Source organism: Chryseobacterium angstadtii, assembly GCF_001045465.1.
Classification (GTDB): Bacteria; Bacteroidota; Bacteroidia; order Flavobacteriales; family Weeksellaceae; genus Chryseobacterium; species Chryseobacterium angstadtii.
In genome coordinates this window covers 305,625-323,327 of the sequence record NZ_LFND01000005.1, presented here as the reverse complement: position 1 = coordinate 323,327, position 17,703 = coordinate 305,625, and the positions used below count along the sequence as shown (strand labels likewise).

21 protein-coding genes are annotated in these 17,703 nt (G+C 39.8%); 7 read left to right on the top strand and 14 right to left on the bottom strand.

Annotated elements, in window-relative coordinates; all coding sequences use genetic code 11:
• Window positions 1–62 precede the first annotated feature (62 nt).
• Window positions 63–437, top strand: a complete 375-nt coding sequence (locus tag ACM46_RS16430; RefSeq protein ID WP_048507757.1) for a winged helix-turn-helix transcriptional regulator — start codon at window positions 63–65, stop codon at window positions 435–437.
• Window positions 438–446: 9 nt separating this feature from the next.
• Here ACM46_RS16430 and ACM46_RS16425 read toward each other — a convergent pair whose 3' ends face one another.
• Complete coding sequence (locus tag ACM46_RS16425) at window positions 447–1,694, bottom strand: MFS transporter (protein ID WP_241486035.1); 1,248 nt, start codon at window positions 1,692–1,694, stop codon at window positions 447–449.
• A gap of 349 nt (window positions 1,695–2,043) precedes the next feature.
• Between ACM46_RS16425 and ACM46_RS16420 the strand changes: the two genes are divergently transcribed.
• Entirely contained in the window at window positions 2,044–2,793 is a 750-nt protein-coding gene (locus ACM46_RS16420) for an NUDIX hydrolase (protein WP_048507756.1), read from the top strand.
• 75 nt (window positions 2,794–2,868) lie between these two features.
• Window positions 2,869–3,600 carry an MBL fold metallo-hydrolase gene (locus ACM46_RS16415; protein ID WP_048507755.1) on the top strand — a complete coding sequence of 244 codons (732 nt, stop codon included), beginning with the start codon at window positions 2,869–2,871 and terminating at the stop codon, window positions 3,598–3,600.
• A gap of 22 nt (window positions 3,601–3,622) precedes the next feature.
• Here ACM46_RS16415 and ACM46_RS16410 read toward each other — a convergent pair whose 3' ends face one another.
• Together ACM46_RS16410 and ACM46_RS16405 are read right to left on the bottom strand one after the other, a co-directional pair.
• The gene (locus tag ACM46_RS16410; protein ID WP_053082714.1) at window positions 3,623–3,964 is read right to left on the bottom strand and encodes a helix-turn-helix transcriptional regulator; all 342 of its coding nucleotides are present in this window, start codon (window positions 3,962–3,964) and stop codon (window positions 3,623–3,625) included.
• 553 nt (window positions 3,965–4,517) lie between these two features.
• The gene (locus ACM46_RS16405) at window positions 4,518–5,147 is read right to left on the bottom strand and encodes a chloramphenicol acetyltransferase (RefSeq protein WP_048507754.1); all 630 of its coding nucleotides are present in this window, start codon (window positions 5,145–5,147) and stop codon (window positions 4,518–4,520) included.
• Between the two features lie 252 nt (window positions 5,148–5,399).
• On the opposite strand from ACM46_RS16405, the gene ACM46_RS16400 reads away from it, so the two are divergent.
• The 4 genes from ACM46_RS16400 (at window position 5,400) to ACM46_RS16385 (ending at window position 8,537) form a co-directional block, all read left to right on the top strand.
• Window positions 5,400–6,245, top strand: coding sequence for an NAD(P)-dependent oxidoreductase (locus tag ACM46_RS16400; RefSeq protein ID WP_048507753.1), 846 nt, complete (start codon window positions 5,400–5,402; stop codon window positions 6,243–6,245).
• 47 nt (window positions 6,246–6,292) lie between these two features.
• Window positions 6,293–6,748 carry a PPC domain-containing DNA-binding protein gene (locus ACM46_RS16395; protein WP_053082713.1) on the top strand — a complete coding sequence of 152 codons (456 nt, stop codon included), beginning with the start codon at window positions 6,293–6,295 and terminating at the stop codon, window positions 6,746–6,748.
• 47 nt (window positions 6,749–6,795) lie between these two features.
• Window positions 6,796–7,377, top strand: a complete 582-nt coding sequence (locus tag ACM46_RS16390) for a Crp/Fnr family transcriptional regulator (RefSeq protein ID WP_048507751.1) — start codon at window positions 6,796–6,798, stop codon at window positions 7,375–7,377.
• Between the two features lie 83 nt (window positions 7,378–7,460).
• Window positions 7,461–8,537, top strand: a complete 1,077-nt coding sequence (locus tag ACM46_RS16385) for an SDR family oxidoreductase (protein ID WP_048507750.1) — start codon at window positions 7,461–7,463, stop codon at window positions 8,535–8,537.
• Between the two features lie 57 nt (window positions 8,538–8,594).
• Here ACM46_RS16385 and ACM46_RS16380 read toward each other — a convergent pair whose 3' ends face one another.
• The 11 genes from ACM46_RS16380 to hisG all read right to left on the bottom strand — a co-directional run bounded on the left by ACM46_RS16380 (window position 8,595) and on the right by hisG (window position 17,698).
• The gene (locus ACM46_RS16380; protein ID WP_048507749.1) at window positions 8,595–9,398 is read right to left on the bottom strand and encodes a helix-turn-helix domain-containing protein; all 804 of its coding nucleotides are present in this window, start codon (window positions 9,396–9,398) and stop codon (window positions 8,595–8,597) included.
• Window positions 9,399–9,416: 18 nt separating this feature from the next.
• Window positions 9,417–9,818 carry a GlcG/HbpS family heme-binding protein gene (locus tag ACM46_RS16375; RefSeq protein ID WP_048507748.1) on the bottom strand — a complete coding sequence of 134 codons (402 nt, stop codon included), beginning with the start codon at window positions 9,816–9,818 and terminating at the stop codon, window positions 9,417–9,419.
• 3 nt (window positions 9,819–9,821) lie between these two features.
• Complete coding sequence (locus tag ACM46_RS16370; protein WP_048507747.1) at window positions 9,822–10,613, bottom strand: SDR family oxidoreductase; 792 nt, start codon at window positions 10,611–10,613, stop codon at window positions 9,822–9,824.
• Window positions 10,614–10,804: 191 nt separating this feature from the next.
• A complete protein-coding gene (hisIE, locus tag ACM46_RS16365) occupies window positions 10,805–11,389 on the bottom strand; it encodes a bifunctional phosphoribosyl-AMP cyclohydrolase/phosphoribosyl-ATP diphosphatase HisIE (RefSeq protein ID WP_048507746.1) in 585 nt (194 codons plus the stop codon).
• Window positions 11,386–12,138, bottom strand: coding sequence for an imidazole glycerol phosphate synthase subunit HisF (gene hisF, locus ACM46_RS16360; protein WP_048507745.1), 753 nt, complete (start codon window positions 12,136–12,138; stop codon window positions 11,386–11,388). Before hisF ends, hisIE begins: the two co-directional genes overlap by 4 nt.
• A complete protein-coding gene (gene hisA, locus ACM46_RS16355; RefSeq protein ID WP_048507841.1) occupies window positions 12,131–12,853 on the bottom strand; it encodes a 1-(5-phosphoribosyl)-5-[(5-phosphoribosylamino)methylideneamino]imidazole-4-carboxamide isomerase in 723 nt (240 codons plus the stop codon). Before hisA ends, hisF begins: the two co-directional genes overlap by 8 nt.
• A gap of 3 nt (window positions 12,854–12,856) precedes the next feature.
• Window positions 12,857–13,435, bottom strand: a complete 579-nt coding sequence (gene hisH, locus ACM46_RS16350; protein WP_048507744.1) for an imidazole glycerol phosphate synthase subunit HisH — start codon at window positions 13,433–13,435, stop codon at window positions 12,857–12,859.
• Between the two features lies 1 nt (window position 13,436).
• A complete protein-coding gene (hisB, locus tag ACM46_RS16345; protein WP_048507743.1) occupies window positions 13,437–14,531 on the bottom strand; it encodes a bifunctional histidinol-phosphatase/imidazoleglycerol-phosphate dehydratase HisB in 1,095 nt (364 codons plus the stop codon).
• Window positions 14,528–15,559, bottom strand: coding sequence for a histidinol-phosphate transaminase (hisC, locus tag ACM46_RS16340; RefSeq protein WP_048507742.1), 1,032 nt, complete (start codon window positions 15,557–15,559; stop codon window positions 14,528–14,530). Before hisC ends, hisB begins: the two co-directional genes overlap by 4 nt.
• Window positions 15,560–15,563: 4 nt before the next feature.
• A complete protein-coding gene (gene hisD, locus ACM46_RS16335; RefSeq protein ID WP_048507741.1) occupies window positions 15,564–16,838 on the bottom strand; it encodes a histidinol dehydrogenase in 1,275 nt (424 codons plus the stop codon).
• Between the two features lie 2 nt (window positions 16,839–16,840).
• Window positions 16,841–17,698 carry an ATP phosphoribosyltransferase gene (hisG, locus tag ACM46_RS16330; RefSeq protein WP_048507740.1) on the bottom strand — a complete coding sequence of 286 codons (858 nt, stop codon included), beginning with the start codon at window positions 17,696–17,698 and terminating at the stop codon, window positions 16,841–16,843.
• Window positions 17,699–17,703 lie beyond the last annotated feature (5 nt).

Genomic DNA, 17,703 nt, shown 5'->3' with positions numbered 1-17,703 from the left:
TTTCAAACCTTACATTTGTACTGTATACAGCTAATTGTATGGTACTAACAAATTTGTAAGCTATGGGAAAAATAAAGGAAAATTCGACGAATAACATCAATAAAAAATACATTCAGGAATGTGATCTGTCTTACGCGGTCTGCAAAATCGGAGGAAGATGGAAACTATTGATATTAAACAGATTGAAAGACGGAAAACTGCGCTTCAGCCAGGTTCGCGACCGGATCTGCGGAATCACGGAAAGAATGCTTACCCTACAGCTTAGAGAACTTGAAAAAGAAGGCTTGGTAAAAAGAACGGTACATGCCGAAGTTCCACCAAGAGTAGACTATGAGCTTACCCTCATCGCCAGAGAATTGATCCCAATCTGGGAAGACCTGGAAAAATGGGGAAATAAACACAGAGATCTGGTTAAAGAAAATACGGAAAAGAATTAAGTTTAAAGTTTAAGACGCAGAAGCATTCATTTTTTTGCAGAACACTACATGAGCAATAATCGCCAGCAACCCGAAAGAGGCTCCTACAAAGCATACGCCGGACCATTGGGCATATTGCCAGGCTATGGAAGCAAGCCACGTTCCAAGTGATCCTCCGATAAAATAAGATACCATATAAACCGTATTCAGCCTGTTCACCGCATTAGATTTAATTAAAAAATAATTGGTCTGGTTCATAATGTGGCTCGACTGTACTCCGAGATCGACGAGAATCACTCCTACAATCAGTCCCCAATAGGTTTCACCGGCAAAATAGGTAAAAGCCCAGCTTCCTACCACAATAAAAAGGGAATACAGAATAATACGGTTGATATCCAGGTATTTCTGAAGTTTTCCCACTTTTGCAGCGGCCAGCGCTCCTACGGCTCCTGCCAGTCCGAAGCTTCCCACTACGGAAGAACCCGCATTAAAAGGCGGTTTTTCCATATGGAAGACCAATGTGGTAAACAAAGCACACATAGATCCAAAAGCCATTGCCCCACGAAATGAAGCGAGCTGCAAGATAGGCTGGGTTTTGGCAAGATGAGCAACAGAGCGCATAAGTTCTTTGTATGATCCTTTAAAGTTGGGCTGCATTTCCGGAAGCATCTTATACACGGCTATCCAAACCACAATCATTAATCCGGCAGCAATACCGAACATCGTTCTCCAGCCCCACATTTCTCCTACAATTCCTCCTATAAAACGGGATAAAAGGATTCCCAGCAGAAGTCCTGACATCACAAGCCCGATGTTTGAGGACTTTTCCTTATCTGAAGACAATTCTGCCGCGATAGGCACAAATAACTGGGGAATTACCGAAGTAGCGCCAATCAGAAGGCTTGCCGCATACAGCATCCATAATTCTGTAGCAAACGTCATCCAAAGTAAGGCTCCGAATACAAGGACCAGATCCACTAAAATCAATTTTTTACGTAAAAATTTATCTCCCAATGGTACAAGCAGCAATAATCCCAGCGCATAACCAATCTGGGTAAGTACAGAAATTCTGCCTGCTGCACTTTCAGAAACATGAAGTTCGTCGGAAATAAGGGCCAGTAAAGGCTGATTATAATAATTGTTGGCTACCACAAGACCCGAAATAACGGCCATCAGCCAGATTACAGTACGGGAAATACCAGGGGAAGAACTTGCCTGCATGATACGATTAGAATTTATTTCAAAATTATACAGAGAAAAATCTGCCTGATGCGGCATTTCTACTCATTATACCGCATCCTTCATTAAAAACGGTCAAAGATAATCATTAAAAAAATAGGCCGTCTATTCGGGACGGCCAATTTCAATCAACTATGGCATTTAATCTTACAATTATTTCGGAAGGAAAAGCGGGAGATGTTTTTTTCGTCAAAAAAGGCTTTACAGAACGTAAATCCTCTGTTTTGTGTCTCTTTCTAACGGAAAAATATCTGTTAATATTTTATGCCTTTATCTTTTTATCCTTATTTTTTCAATATATATCCCATAAATACCTTTATATAAAGGATTTCTATGAAATTTCATTTTTTTTTAGCACATTTGTACTAGACACATTTATACAAGTTCCATGGATTCTAAACAGCGGCTTTTACAGCAGTCAATAGCGGCAAAAGAAATTTTCCTGCCTCATATTTCAGCCGATCCGGTTATTTTTGGATTTGATCATAACGAGCTTAAAGTTTTATTGATAAAAACCAATTACAGGCAACAATGGCTGCTTCCGGGCGGCTACGTAAGAAAAGATGAAGATCTGGATGAAGCTGTAAAAAGGATTCTTAAAGAAAGATCGGGCATATCTGATGTGTATCTTGAAGAATTTGGGGTATTCGGGAAGAAAAACCGGAGTGAATTTTATTTCGAAGATTTTGACGAAACTCTTTTCCAGAAACAGCGCTTTATCAGCGTAGGATACTATGCCCTGTACAGCCCGTCTAGGTTCCATCTGATTCCTGATGAATTCAGTGAGACCTGTGAATGGGTCTTTTTAAGCAAGCTGCCCGAAATTGAATTTGGGATGGATCATTATGAAATCATTCAGAAAGCGCTCCTCGCATTGAGGCAGAAAATAACAGCCAAACCTATCGGAAGAAATCTTCTTCCTGAAAAGTTTACCCTTCCGGAACTGCAGAAGCTGTATGAAGCTGTTTTAGGAAAAGAACTGAACCGCGGCAATTTTTACCGGAAAATTAAAAACCTGGGAATTCTCAAAAAACTTGAAGAACAAAGACGCGGTGGGGCCCATAAAGCTCCCGACCTCTACTCTTTTGATGATGAATATTACGCCAAAGCCATGAAAGAAGGGCTTAACAGCTGGTAATATGATTGTTTTTTCCGATGGGTTTCATTGAAAAAAAGGTTTTCAGATCTTAGAAATATTAAGGAAATTTGCAGCATGAAAATTATTCCCCTTAAAGAAGGTAATTTTTCGGCCAGCAAAACGAAGGACTTTACGCTTTTAACAGATCAGAACCGCGACACGGTAAAAGGAATCAAAATGTCTGTACAGCCTTTTCTGATTGTCACAGATCATGATTATATTCTCCTGGATGCCGGCATCGGATGGAAAAATACCACGGGACAAACTGTTGTTTCTGAACTCCTGGAAAAGGAAAATATAAAACCCGGACAGATCACCAAACTTCTGCTTTCGCATCTCCACAAGGATCATATTGACGGCAGCATACAAAAAACGGAAAATGGTTTTGTTCCGGCATTTCCGAATGCAACCATTTATATTCAGAAACGTGAGCTGGATTTTGCCTTTGAAAACAGAGGAAATCCGTCTTTCGATTTTGATATACTGGAAAAACTGATCACCCTTCCGAATATTGTGTGGATGGATGAAGATCAGGGAAAAATCAATAATGAGATCTCTTTTGAAGTGGTTGGCGGCCACACCCCTTTTATGCAGGTATTCTGGATAAGAGAAAATAATGAAACCGTATTTTATGGTGCCGACGATCTTCCTCAGGAATCTTACCTGAAATATCATCTGGCTTATAAAAGTGATTTCGATGGCAGAAAAGCAATGGAATTAAGGCTGAAGTGGCAGAAAGAAGCCCTTGAAGAACAATGGAAATTACTGCTTTACCATGATCTGGAAAAAGCAGTAATCCAAATATAAATAAACTGATACAAAAGTAGGTTTAAAGGTCGTTGAACCATTTATAGATGTCCATATCAGAAGGAATATTAAGCTTTTTCCGGATTCTGTTTTTTCTGTTCTGGATGGCTTTCGGGGTTACAAAAGTATATGTTGCAATTTCCTTCGTTGTAAAGCTGAGTTTCAGGTAAATGCAGAAGATCAGTTCAGAGTTTTTAAGATTGGGTTGAACTTTTGAAATTTCATCAAAAAAATCAGGATACACTAATCTGAATTTGTTCAGAAGTCTGGGAGAATTTTCTTTGGCCAGTGCTATGATTTCGTCTTCCCTTACTATCTTTTGGTTTAAATCTTCTAAATTCGATTTTATTTTTTCGTTTTTCATATTATTTTTTTCATCTCTTATTTCTGATCCTTTTCACAAGTAAAGCATCAGTACAAACTCTTCTTCTCCCTTTTATCTCAAAAGCTCTTGATGGAGCTTTTATTTTTTTTGTTACTTAAATTTCATCATTTCCTATGCATCAGTATTGTTTTTTAATGGTGTTTTCATGATATTCTCTGTTTATTTTGACAAATTCTATCCATGAAATCATTCACACATTTATTTTCAAACAAAGAAAGAGAAAATGATTAAAGTTTTACAAAATTGGAATACCACATACATACCACGTCATTCCCATTAATCCTGAATTATTTCATTTGAACTCAAGTTTTGAAGATAAGCTGTTCATTTATTTATTTTAAACAAATGTAACGGATTGCAGATGTTCTTTTTTATGATCCTAATCAATGTTTTTGAAGATCTTCAGCCGGGAAAACGGTGTCTGATGATGGGAAACAGCTCATGTCTCAGCCCTGCATTCAGAGCTGAAAAATTGATAGGTATGAAAAGCTAATATAAAAACCGAAAGTTCTTACAAAAGACCGACAACAGATTAATCTCTGTCCAGTTCTCTCTGAAATACCTCCAGATAACGGGCAAGATGAAGTCCGTCTGCCAATCCGTGATGCGCCTCCACAGATACAGGAAGGTATTTTTTACCATCACGGATACTGAATTTTCCGAACGTGATTTTCGGGACAGATTCCGAATTATTAAAACCGGTAGGATGAAGCAATGCACTGAAAGAATTCCACGGAATGGTAGTATGCCTGATAAGATCTTTCCCAATATCTCCGTTCTTGAGCCGAAGTCCCGAAGACTGCTGTACCGCTTCTATTTCCTTTTGCATTCTCGCATTAAATCCTCTAAAATCTTCAGAAAAAGGAATAAAGGCAAAACCAAAAGTTCCGTCTTCCCTCGCAATAGTACTTCCCGCATGAATGGTATCGTATAAAACTACTTTACCTTCTACAATCCTCAGTTTAAGTTCATCTACAGCATTCACAGCAAGCATAGACCGATGAAGATAAGTGGCGAAAAAGGAATGCCTGTTTTCTTTGGCATACTGATACGCTTTTGTACAGTCTACTTCGGTAGTAAATCCAAAATACGGGCTTGCCATTTGTGAGAAAAATTCAAAATGTTCTTTTCGGTTCCAGCTTTCGATGTCTATAATCTTCATTAATCTTATTTGCTGCAAATTTCCGCAAGTTTTCCCGTTTTAAAAAATTTATATCAAAAAAATATGAACGGAACAGATCTTCAATTCTGTTATGAAAACTTAATAGTAAGAGACTCGTTTGGTCGGTTTTTTGATGCATACAGAACGGACTTACTCCAATACACACAAGTAGGTCTTACCAATTTCAAACTTAGATTCTTCAGGTTCCTTTACAACAGAAACCATTATATACTTTAACTGAAAAAATAAAATATGGAGACAGAAAAAATAGGATTCATCGGATTAGGAAATATGGGCCATCCAATGGCTAAAAATCTTGAAAAAGCAGGATTTCCTCTTTCCGTGTACAACAGATCTACTGAAAAGACTGAAGATTTTAAAGAAAAATCAACCGTTTATACCAAAATCCCCGATCTGATCAGGAACAACAGCATTATATTTACCATGCTTACTGATGATCATGCCATAAAGGCTATTTATTCGGAGGTTCTGAAGTCGGATATCACAGGAAAGCTTTTTGTGGATATGAGCACTATTTCTCCAGAGGCAAGTGCCGAAATTGCTACTGCCGTTAAAATAAAAGAAGCTTCTTTCATTGATGCTCCCGTAGCAGGAAGCACTGTTCCTGCAGCAGAAGGAAGCCTGATTATTATGGCCGGAGGTGAAGAAAAAGACCTTCAGCGCGCAATGCCTTATTTCGAAAAGCTAGGAAAAGCCGTAAAACATCTGGGAGCCAACGGAAAAGGGATTGCCGGAAAATTATCCATCAATTATTTTCTGTCAGCTATTTATCAGGGATTGGCAGAAACGGTTCTTTTTGCTGATAAACTGGGTGTTGAACGTACTGCCATGCTGGAAATTATTAATGAAAGTGCCAGCGGAAACGGGGCTACAAAAGTAAAAACGCCAATGTTAATTAATAACAGCTACGACCCGGCTTTTGCCCTGGATCTGATGCTGAAAGATATTCTCCTTGCTCAGAATGCCGGAGCTGACTTCCCTTTATCAAAAGTTTTGAGTGAAACCTATCAGTCTGCTCATGATGAAGGTTTCGGAAAAGATGATGTGATCGGAATCATCAATTATCTGAAAAAATAAGGACATTAGAAAACGGAATATCATCCGTATTTTTAACAACAACCGTTATGGATACACAAAATTTTAAAGGAAATAACTGGTCCGCAAGAAAAGCTGGTTCAATTTATATCGTAAGTGTTCAGGACCAATCCAGTATTGTTGATGCATTAACCGATTTTATAACTACCCAAAACATTAAGGCGGGAGAAGTAACCGGTATCGGGGCCGCCAATGAAGCCACGCTGCGCTTTTTTAAACCGTCTGAAAAAAAATATGTGGACAAAACGTTCCGAGAACAAATGGAAATCACCAATATTTCAGGGAATATCTCCGAGATAGAAGAAAAGCCTGTTCTTCACCTTCATATTACTTTAGGAAGGGAAGATTATACCGCTCTGGCAGGGCATCTTCTGGATGCTAAAATCCGTGGTGCAGGAGAATTTATAATCTATCCGCTAGATACCAGAGTTGTGAAAACAAAGAACAAAGATATAGGAATCAATTTCTATGATTTTGAGAAATGAAATAAAATACTGCTTTCAAAGTAGTATTTTTGATTAAATATTTTCCAATGTTTGATATCCTTCTTTCCCATATCCAAAACAAAGTTGATGTTCCTCAGGAGCAGATCAGTCAGATCCGGTCTTTTTTCATCTCAAAAAAACTGAGGAAAAAGCAGTATCTGCTGCAGGAAGGGGATATTTGCAAATGTCTTTCGTTTGTGAACAGCGGTTTACTGAAGTCTTACCTGCTGGATGAAAAAGGAAACGAGCGGATCAATATGTTTGCTTTTGAAGGATGGTGGATTTCCGACTTCAATAGTTTTATCAATCAGGAAAAGGCTGTTTTGAATATTGATGCCGTAGAAGAAACCGAAGTGCTGATGATCACACTGGAAGACTATGAAAGAATGATGCTGGAAATTCCCGTTATGGACCGGTATTTCAGAATTCTCTATCAAAACAGTCTGGTTACAAAAGATTACAGGCTGATGGTTTCCAACAGTTTTACCGCAGAAGAAAAATACATGGAATTCGCCCGGAAAAATCCTGAAATGATCAAGAGAATTCCACATCATCTTATTGCCTCCTACTTAGGGCTTGCTCCCGAAACAGTAAGCAGGATACGAAAAAAATGGTCTCTGAATACTTGATCTGGATCAACAGAAAGGCATGACGCAGATCAAGGAATCTAACACTATGCTGTTCCTAATTTTGTAAAAGAAATTTTACGAATATGGACTTTAAAAACAATACTGCATTGGTAGTCGGTGCCACAGGAATTACAGGAAGCAATCTTGCTCAAGAGCTTATTACACAGGGATGGACGGTTTATGGGCTGTCCAGAAATCCAAATCACAATATCCCGCAGCTCCGTTCCGTGAAAGCGGATCTTCTGGATACGGAAAGTTTAAGCACCGCATTAAAGGAAACCTCTCCTACGCATGTTTACTTCACCACTTGGATGCGAAACGATACGGAAGAAGAAAACATCCGTATCAACAGTGCTTTGGTAAGAAATCTGCTGGATGTACTGGCTCCGAAACAATCTGTGAAGCATGTAGCTTTGGTGACCGGGCTGAAGCATTATTTAGGACCGTTTGAGGCGTATGCCAAAGAAGGAAGACTCCCTGAAACACCTGTCCGGGAAGAGCATCCAAGACTTCCTCTTCCGAACTTCTACTATGCCCAGGAAGATGAAATATACAAAGCATCTGCCAGAGACGGATTCACGTGGAGTATTCACAGACCGCACACGGTAATCGGATATGCTGTGGGCAACCTGATGAATATGGGCACTACCCTTGCGGTATACGCGAGTATCTGTAAGGAAACCGGAAGGAAATTCATCTGGCCCGGATCTCCGGAACAGTGGAACGGCGTTTCTGATGTGACCGATGCCAGAATTCTGGCCAAACAGCTCGTATGGGCTTCCACTACGGAATCTGCAAAAAATAAGGCTTTCAATATTGCGAATGGAGATGTTTTCCGATGGAAATGGCTTTGGAAAAGGCTGGCAGACTGGTTTGGTATTGAATCTGAAGATTTTGACGGAACGGTACGCCCTCTTGAAAATGAATTGAATAATGATAAAGAGGTCTGGAAAACAATAGCAGAAAAATACAACCTGCAGGAAACCAGCCTGGACAGACTTGCTTCAGCATGGCATACCGATCTGGATCTGGGAAGACCTCTGGAAGTGATGTGTGATATGTCCGAAAGCAGAAAGCTTGGATTTTCAGACTACCAGAATACGGAAGAATCTTTTACCGGACTGTTTGAAAAGCTGAGAGCGGAAAGATTAATCCCTTAAACAGAAAAGGAGCAGTTTTCCACTGCTCCTTGCTTATTATTGATGTGTTTTTTTATTTCAAACTTCGCTGGTTGTAAAACCGAACTTTTGTCTGAATGAATAATAGAAATGGGAAAGATTTTCAAATCCCAGATCGAGATAAATATCTGACGGTTTTTTATTTTTGTGCCGGATCAGATAATAGGCTTCATCCAACCTTTTCTCTTTAAGCCACTGTTTGGGCGTATTGTTGAATGCTTTATTAAAATCACGCTTAAATCCAGAAAGACTGCGGCCCGTAAGTCTGGCGAATATTTCTACCGATACATTGAACATGAAGTTTTTATTCATGAATTCTTTAAGATCAATCTTGTGAGGTTCAGAAAAATCGAAAAGCAGATTTTTAAATTCCGGATTGCTCTGAAGGATAAGCTCTATGGCTTCTTTTATTTTCAAAACCACCAGTCTTGAAGTCGCTGTTTTTGTCTTGTCAACGTAAGGAAGAAGTGATGCAAAATACCCGTTGAAAAATTCATCGGAACCAAAGAAAAGCTTTTCAGTGTCCGGAAATTTTCCTGTGGACGACATTTTATTTTCTGCCGCATACTGCCGAAGTGTTTCCTGATCAAGCGTTATAGAAATAAACTGGTATTTCCCGTTCTTTGCGGGCTGTTTTACCGTACGGATCAGCTGATTTCTTTTGACCAGAACCACCATATTATCTTTGATGACCACTTTTTCCCTGCCATAAAAAGCATGCGTTTCCCCGGAAAGCTGAAACCCCAGAAAATGGTCCGGAATAAACTCCTCATGGCCTCTGTATGTTTCAAAAGCACATGAATAGACCAATTGATCAAATATTATTTCGGAAGTATTCTCCATACTGCAAATATCTGAATTTTAACCGATAGCAGCAGCACCCGCCACAGCAATCTCTCTGTCCTGCTCAGGCGTTCCGCCGGAAGAAGCTATGGCTCCTATTATTTTTCCTTCCGAATCTTTGAGTACTACGCCACCCGGAATGGTCAGAAGCCCATCATTGGAATTGATCATACCATATCCGTGGATATCCGCTCCGGCAATGATACTTCCCATCACCTCACTGTCAATCCCGAACATGACGGCCGTTCTGGCTTTTTTAAGAGCAAAATCAATAACGCCGTACACACTGTCCAGTCTTGCGAGTGCCATGAGATGTCCTCCTGCATCCACTACGACAATGCTTACCGGAATATGAATGGATCCTGCTTTTTCTATGGCTGTGCTCAATGCTTTTTCAGCCTGTTTAAAAGTGATACTCATAATTTAACTTTTTGCATTCCATGCCTCTGCCTGGAGCTGTTTTACATAATCTTCCGTTTCTTTAGGATGTACATTTCTGAAGTTAGAATTTTCATCCAGTGCCACATTTACAATCACGTCTGCCATAGACTGAGGATCCAGCTGATGAGCAAGAGACTCTCCTACGCCATCGAAGGAGGATTCCGGAGTAAAATTCACTTTAGGATCATACCATCTGAAAATGGAATCTACTCCTCTGTCATTAAACCCTGTTCCAAAAACACCCGGATTGCACGTCGCGATCTTAATGTTGAAAGGAGCCAGTTCTGTTTTCAACCCTTCTGCAATAGCCTCCAGCGCGTGTTTTGAAGCGCAGTAAGCCGCTACGTAAGGAACTGTCCAAAGGCCGCCCATAGACGATGTAAATACGATTTTCCCCTGCTTTTTTTCAACAAATTTCTTAATGAAACCCTGGGCAAGCTGTAATGCTCCAAATACATTGATCTCAAACATAGAGCGAATCAGATCAACGGGCTGCTCGGCAATAGGACCACCTTCCATAATTCCGGCATTGCTTATCAGGATGTCGATGTTTTCATATTTCTTCAAAATGTATTCGATATCTCCTGAATGGGTTACATCCAGTTTATCTACTGTAAGCGTTATTCCTTTTTCTTTGGCTTCACGAATTAAATCACTCATCTGAGGATAAACCTGTGTGGTAGCAATCACGTTGTGTCCTTTTTGAGCAAGATCGAAGGCGGCAATTTTTCCGAAACCGCTTGCTGCACCTGTAATTAGAATTGTTTTATTCATTATATTTTTCTTATGATTACAGGTACAAATTTCAATGATTTCAGAAAGATATTTGTTGGTGAACGGTTCAATGTTATATTGCTGAAAAGTTCAATATTCCGGAAAAATATGGAATTTAAGATGACAACAGTTTAGCCATGGTTGCTTTCAAAAAAACCTTTGAAAAATTCAAAGGTCATTATCTTTATTTATTAAGCTCTCTTTCTAAGAACGTCTTCTATATCTTCCATTGTCATTTTCTTTGCTTTGAGAAGAATCAGGAAGTGGTACATGAGATCTGCCGCTTCGTTTTTGAAAAGATCGTCGTTGCTGTCTTTGGCTTCAATAACGAGCTCTACCGCTTCTTCCCCTACTTTCTGTGCCATTTTATTAATTCCTCTCTGATAAAGGGAATAGGTATAAGAACCTTCTGTTTTCAGATCTATTCTATCATTTATCTTCGATTCTAATTCATAGATAAAGCCTTTGGATTCTTTTCCACCAAAACAGCTGAAGCTTCCGGTGTGGCAGACTGTATCTTTGGGTAATGCCTGAATTAAAATTGTATCCTGATCACAGTCGATACTGATATTTTTTACTGTCAGGAAATTACCGGATTCCTCACCTTTTGTCCACAGTCTGTTCTTGGAGCGGCTGAAAAAGGTGACAATTCCTTCTTTTTCTGTCTTTTCAAAAGCTTCCTGATTCATATAACCCAGCATAAGCACCTGAAGGGTCGTGCTGTCCTGGATAATCACCGGAACAAGGCCGTTTGTTTTTTCAAAATCTATTTTCATCGTACTGCTATTTTTTGCTTTTTAAGTTGTTTTTTCAATTCCTGAACAGGCACTTCATTAAAGTGGAAAATACTGGCTGCCAAAGCTCCTGTTGCCTTAGTTTCATTAAATACCTGAACAAAATCATCAATACTTCCTGCTCCTCCTGAAGCAATCACCGGAATATTGACGGCTTCTGAAACCAAGCTGGTAATGCGGACATCAAAGCCGCTTTTTGTTCCGTCACCATCCATGGAGGTCAGAAGAATTTCACCTGCTCCAAGAGAAGCGCATTCTTTGGCCCATTCAACCGTGTTCAATGCAGTAACCTGTCTTCCGCCCCGGACGTATACGAGGTCTGATCCGTTAGTCAGCCGCGTGTCTATAGCCACAACCACGCACTGGCTTCCGAATTCTTTTGCCAGCTCGGAGATCAGCTGCGGATTTTTAACCGCCGAAGAATTGATACTGATTTTATCTGCTCCGGCTTCTAAAAGCTTTCTGACATCTTCCACGGAAGAAATTCCGCCTCCCACCGTAAACGGAATGCTGAGCTGCCCTGCAATATCTTTCACCAGTTCAACGAATGTTTTCCTGTCTTCTACGGTTGCGGTAATATCCAGAAACACAAGTTCATCAGCTCCTTCCTGCTCATATTTCACAGCAAGTTCTACAGGGTCTCCTGCATTTCGGAGCCCTTCAAAATTGATTCCTTTCACCGTAGTTCCATCTTTGATGTCCAGGCATGGGATAATTCTTTTTTTAAGCATTTTCAATAAATTCCTGAAGTTGTTGTAATTTTATTTTTCCTTCGTAAATAGCCTTACCTATAATGGTTCCGGAGCATCCGATCTCTTTCATTCGGTACACATCTTCAATGGATGTGATACCGCCGCTGGCTGTAAGTTTCACTGAGGTTTTATCCAGAATTTCCCGGTACAGATCTGTTGAAGGGCCTTCCAGCATTCCATCCTTTGCAATGTCTGTGCAGATGGTCTGAAGTATTCCTTTTTCCTGGTATTGCAGAAGAAAATCAATAATATCTAAATTACTTTCTTCCAGCCATCCTGAGGTTTTTATCTTCCTGTTTTCGCAATCTGCACCCAGAATAATTTTTTCGCTGCCGTATTTTCTGATCATTTCAAAACAAAATTCCGGATCCTGCACGGCAATACTTCCGAGGGTAATCTGCCTGGCTCCGCAATTAAAAGCTGTTTCTATATCGTTCCCTGATTTTAATCCGCCTCCGAAATCAATCTGAAGGGAAGTTTCCCGGGCTATATTTTCCAGAACTTTCTGGTTGACAATATGTTTAGACTTAGCTCCGTCAAGATCTACAAGGTGCAGAAAACGGATTCCGAAACTTTCAAATTCTTTAGCAGTTTCTACAGGATCTTCACTGTAGATTTTTTTGGTGTTATAATCTCCTTTTGAAAGACGGACACATTTTCCGTCGATAATATCAATAGCCGGAATAATTTTCATCATTTATAGCTGTATAAAATTGTTTAAAATACGGCTTCCCGTCTGTCCCGATTTTTCCGGGTGAAACTGTACCGCAAAAAAATTGTCTTTCTGTAATGAGGCACTGAACGGTAAAATGTAATCGCACACCGAAATGGTAGCATCTGCCTGCCCGCAATAGTAGCTGTGAACAAAATAGACATCGCTGCCCTCTTCAATTCCTGAAAAGAGCGGACTTTTAAGATCTGAAATCGTATTCCAGCCCATGTGGGGAACAAGCTCTTGCGGTGGAAATCTTTTAACACCGGTATTAAAAATTCCCATCCCTTTTGTATTTCCTTCTTCATTATCTCCGCACATCAGCTGCATACCGAGGCAAATCCCGAGAACAGGCTGTTTTAAGGAAGGTATAAGAAGATCAAGACCTCTTTCTTTCAATACTTTCATGGTTGAAGAAGCTTCTCCAACGCCGGGGAAAATGACTTTATCCGCTTTGATAATCACTTCGGGATCATCCGTAACTACAGACTGAATGTTCAGCCGGGTCAGGGCATTCTGCACCGAACTTACATTTCCTCCGTTATATTTTATTAATGCAATCATTTTATAAACTTCCTTTGGTTGATGGTAAATTGAAACTGCTGTCCGATTGATTCACCGCCATTTTTACCGCTTTTGCAAAGGCTTTGAATACCGCTTCAATTTTATGGTGTTCGTTGTTTCCTTCTGCTTTTATATTCAGATTGGATCTTGAAGAATCCGTAAATGATTTAAAGAAGTGAAAGAACATTTCTGTAGGAACATCGCCAATTTTCTCTCTTTTGAAATCAACTTCCCAAACCAGCCACGGTCTTCCTCCAAAATCAATGGCAGCCTGGGCCAGACAGTCATCCATCGGAAGAAGAAAACCATATCTTTCAATCCCTTTTTTATTTCCCAGTGCTTTTAAAAAGGCTTCTCCTAAAGCAATTCCCGTATCTTCAATGGTGTGGTGCTCATCTACCTGAAGATCTCCATTCACCTTAATTTTCAGGTCTATGTTTCCGTGTCTTGCAATCTGATCCAGCATGTGATCAAAAAAGTGAAGGCCTGTAGAAATTTCAGATTTTCCATTTCCGTTAAGATCTATCTGAATGTCTATTTCGGTTTCATTGGTTTTTCTATAGACTTTGGCCTTTCTGGATTCCTGTTTTAAAAAAGAATAAATGGCGGGCCAGCTGTCTGTACTTAGCGTCGCATCATCATTAAAGTTTTTATTGAGAAAAATAGATTTAGATCCCAAATTTTCAGCTAATTGAATATCTGTAACCCGATCGCCAATGACGTATGAATTTTCCAAATCATAATTCCCGTAAAGGTATTTGGAAAGCATTCCGGTTCCCGGTTTTCTGGTGGGAAGATTTTCATGTTCAAAACTTTTATCAATCAGGATATCACTGAAAATAATTCCTTCATTTTCGAAAGCTTTCAGCATTTTTTCCTGAGGTTTAATAAAATCTTCGTAAGGAAAACTTTCGGTGCCCAAACCATCCTGATTGGTTACCATCACCAGCTCATAATCCATTTCCCTTGCAATTTTGGAAAGATTCTGAAAAACTCCGGGATAGAATTCCAGCTTTTCCAGTGAATCTACCTGAAAGTCTTCGGGCGGTTCTATGATAAGTGTTCCGTCGCGGTCTATGAACAATACTTTTTTCATGATTGAATTTCTTTTAAAACGTTGATTAATTTTTCATTCTCCTCACGGCTTCCCACATTGATTCTGATGCAATCCGGAATGGCGGGCGCTCTCTGACTGGTCAAAATTTCCTTTTCCAGCATTTTCTGATAAACGGTACTGCCGTCAGCCATCTGGATCAAAAAGAAATTGGCATCTGTCGGAAATACTTTTACAATGCATTCAATGCTGTTGAACTGTTCTTTCAGCCAGTCTCTTTCCTTCAGAACTTTGTCAACATTATCTTTAAGCATGTTATCATCTTCCAATAGATTTAAGATCAGTTCCTGACTTAGAGAATTCACATTATAAGGGGCTTTTACCGTATTGATAAAACGGATAATCTCTTCCGAAGCATAAGCCGTACCGACTCTTGCTCCTGCTTTTCCCCAGGCTTTTGAAAAGGTTTGGAGTACAATTAAATTAGGATATTTGTCCAGCAATTCAATCCCCGATCTGTTTCCGGAAAACTCTATATATGCTTCATCTATCACCACAATTCCGTTAAAATTCTGAAGGAAGAATTCAAGATCTTCCACACTGTTTCCGGTCGGGTTATTAGGAGAACATAAGAAGAAAACTTTGATCTCGCGCTCCTGGGTGATCTTTAAAAAATCATCTTTAACAATTTCAAAATTTTCATCCAGATCCAGTTTTACTACTTCATTTTCATTCACTGCAGCGTAAAAACCGTACATCGCAAAAGAAGGATTCATCATCAGAATAGCATCTTTTTTGGGTTCGCAGAATATTTTAATGATCAGATCAATCAGTTCATCGCTTCCGTTTCCGATGGCGATCTGTTCCGGTAAAAGATTTTTAAGCTCTGCTAATTTATTTTTAAGCTTTTTCTGAGAAGAATCCGGATACCTGTTGAATTCTCCAAACGGGCATTCATTGGCATCCAGCATCACGGGTTCATTAAATTCATTATGATCCCTGAAGCTGATGTAAGGCTGTAATTTCAGGATATTTTCTCTTACTAAACTATTGATAGTCAAATTTTTCATTATATTATTTTAATCGGATGGATACTGCATTTTTATGAGCGATAAGGCCTTCTGCCTCTGCCATTATTTCTATTGTTTTTCCTATGCTTTTAAGACCTTCTCTGGAAAGGTGCTGGAATGTAATTTTTTTGACAAAACTGTCCAGTGAAACACCGCTGTAGTTCTTTGCATAAGCATTGGTAGGCAATGTGTGATTGGTTCCGCTTGCATAATCTCCCGCACTTTCACAGGAATAATTTCCGAGAAAAACAGATCCGGCGTTCCTGATACCCGGAATATAGTTTTCAAAATTTTCCAGAGCAAGGATAAGGTGTTCGGGAGCGTAAAGATTACTGAAATCTAAAGCATCTTCAAGGGAACTGGTCAGGATAAAAAGACTGTTTTGCAGTGACTGACGGGCCATTTCATTCCTGGGAAGCTTTATGATCTGCTTTTCTACGGCCTCAATAGTTCCGGTGAAAATTTTTGCATCTGTTGTGATGAATACCACCTGACTGTCGCTTCCGTGTTCTGCCTGCGACAGAAGATCTGCGGCACAAAAGTCGGGAACAGCCTTACCGTCTGCAATAACAAGGACTTCACTGGGACCTGCAGGCATATCAACCGCTACTCCATAACGCTGTGCATATTCTTTTGCCGCGACAACGAACTGGTTTCCAGGTCCAAAAATTTTGTAGACCGCCGGAATACTTTCTGTACCCAAAGTCATTGCTGCAATAGCCTGCGCCCCGCCTGTTTTGAATATTTTAGTAATTCCGCAGAGTTTTGCCGTAAACAGAATCGCAGGATTTATATTACCGTTACGATCCGGTGGCGTACAAAGAATAATTTCCTGACAACCAGCCAGATTCGCAGGTACAGCAAGCATCAATACTGTGGAGAACAAAGGCGCTGTTCCTCCGGGAATATAGATCCCCACTTTTTCTACAGCCCGGTTTTCTCTCCAGCAGATTACCCCTTTTGCGGTTTCAATCTTTTCGGTTTGTGTTTTTTGGGCGGTATGGAATTTTGTGATGTTTTCTTTTGCCTGTTTTATCGCTTTCTTTAGATTTTCGGGAACTGCATTTTCTGCATTTTCAAGTTCTTCGGCTGAAACTGTAATTTCGGGAGTTACGGCTTTGTCAAATTTTTTATTAAATCCTACAAGTGCTTTGTCTCCGTTTTTTTCAACAGCTTCAAATATTTCCGTGATCAGCCCGGATATTTCCTCACGCTCAAAAACCGGGCGCTTTACGAGCTCTGACCATATTTTCCTTTCCGGATATCTGTATATTTTCATAATTAAATCACCATTTTATCAATTGGAATAATAAGGATGTCCTGCGCGCCGCTTTCTTTCAGCTCGTCGATAACTTCCCAAAAACGTTCTTCATCTATCACGGAATGAATACTGCTCCAGCCTTCTTCAGCCAAAGGAATCACTGTAGGACTTTTCAGAACGGGAAGAACCGAAGCGATGTCGCTGATTTTTTCATTGGGAACGTTCATCAGGATATATTTTGAGTTTTTTGCTCTTAAAACCGACTGGATTCTGAATAAGAATTTTTGCAGAATAAGTGCTTTATCTGCTTCCAGCTGGGATGTTCTGGCCAAAACAGCTTCGGATTTCAGTATGGTAACTGTTTCTCTCAATCCATTTTTAAATAAGGTGCTTCCGGAGCTTACGATATCACAGATACCTTCTGCCAGTCCGATGTTCGGGGCAATTTCTACGGAACCTGAAATAATGTGGATGTCGGAAGTAATTCCTTTTTGGTCAAGAAAATTTTTAAGGGTATTGGGATAGGAAGTGGCAATTTTTTTCCCCTGGAAATAGGAAAGATCATCGGTTTCCACTTCTTTGGGAACGGCAAGAGAAACCCGGCATTTTGAAAAACCCAGCTTTTCAACAATCTGGATGTTTTTCTGTTTTTCAGCCAAAAGATTTTCACCAACGATGGCTACGTCTACTACTCCGTCTTCAAGGTATTGGGGAATATCTGAATTTCTGAGATACATGATTTCCATCGGGAAGTTGTCTACAGAAACTTTCAGCTGGTCTTTGCCGTTGTTTACAAAAATACCGCAGTCTTTCAGGAGCTGTAGAGATTCTTCGTAAAGGCGGCCACTTTTCTGGATCGCAATTTTTAATTTACTCATTGTAT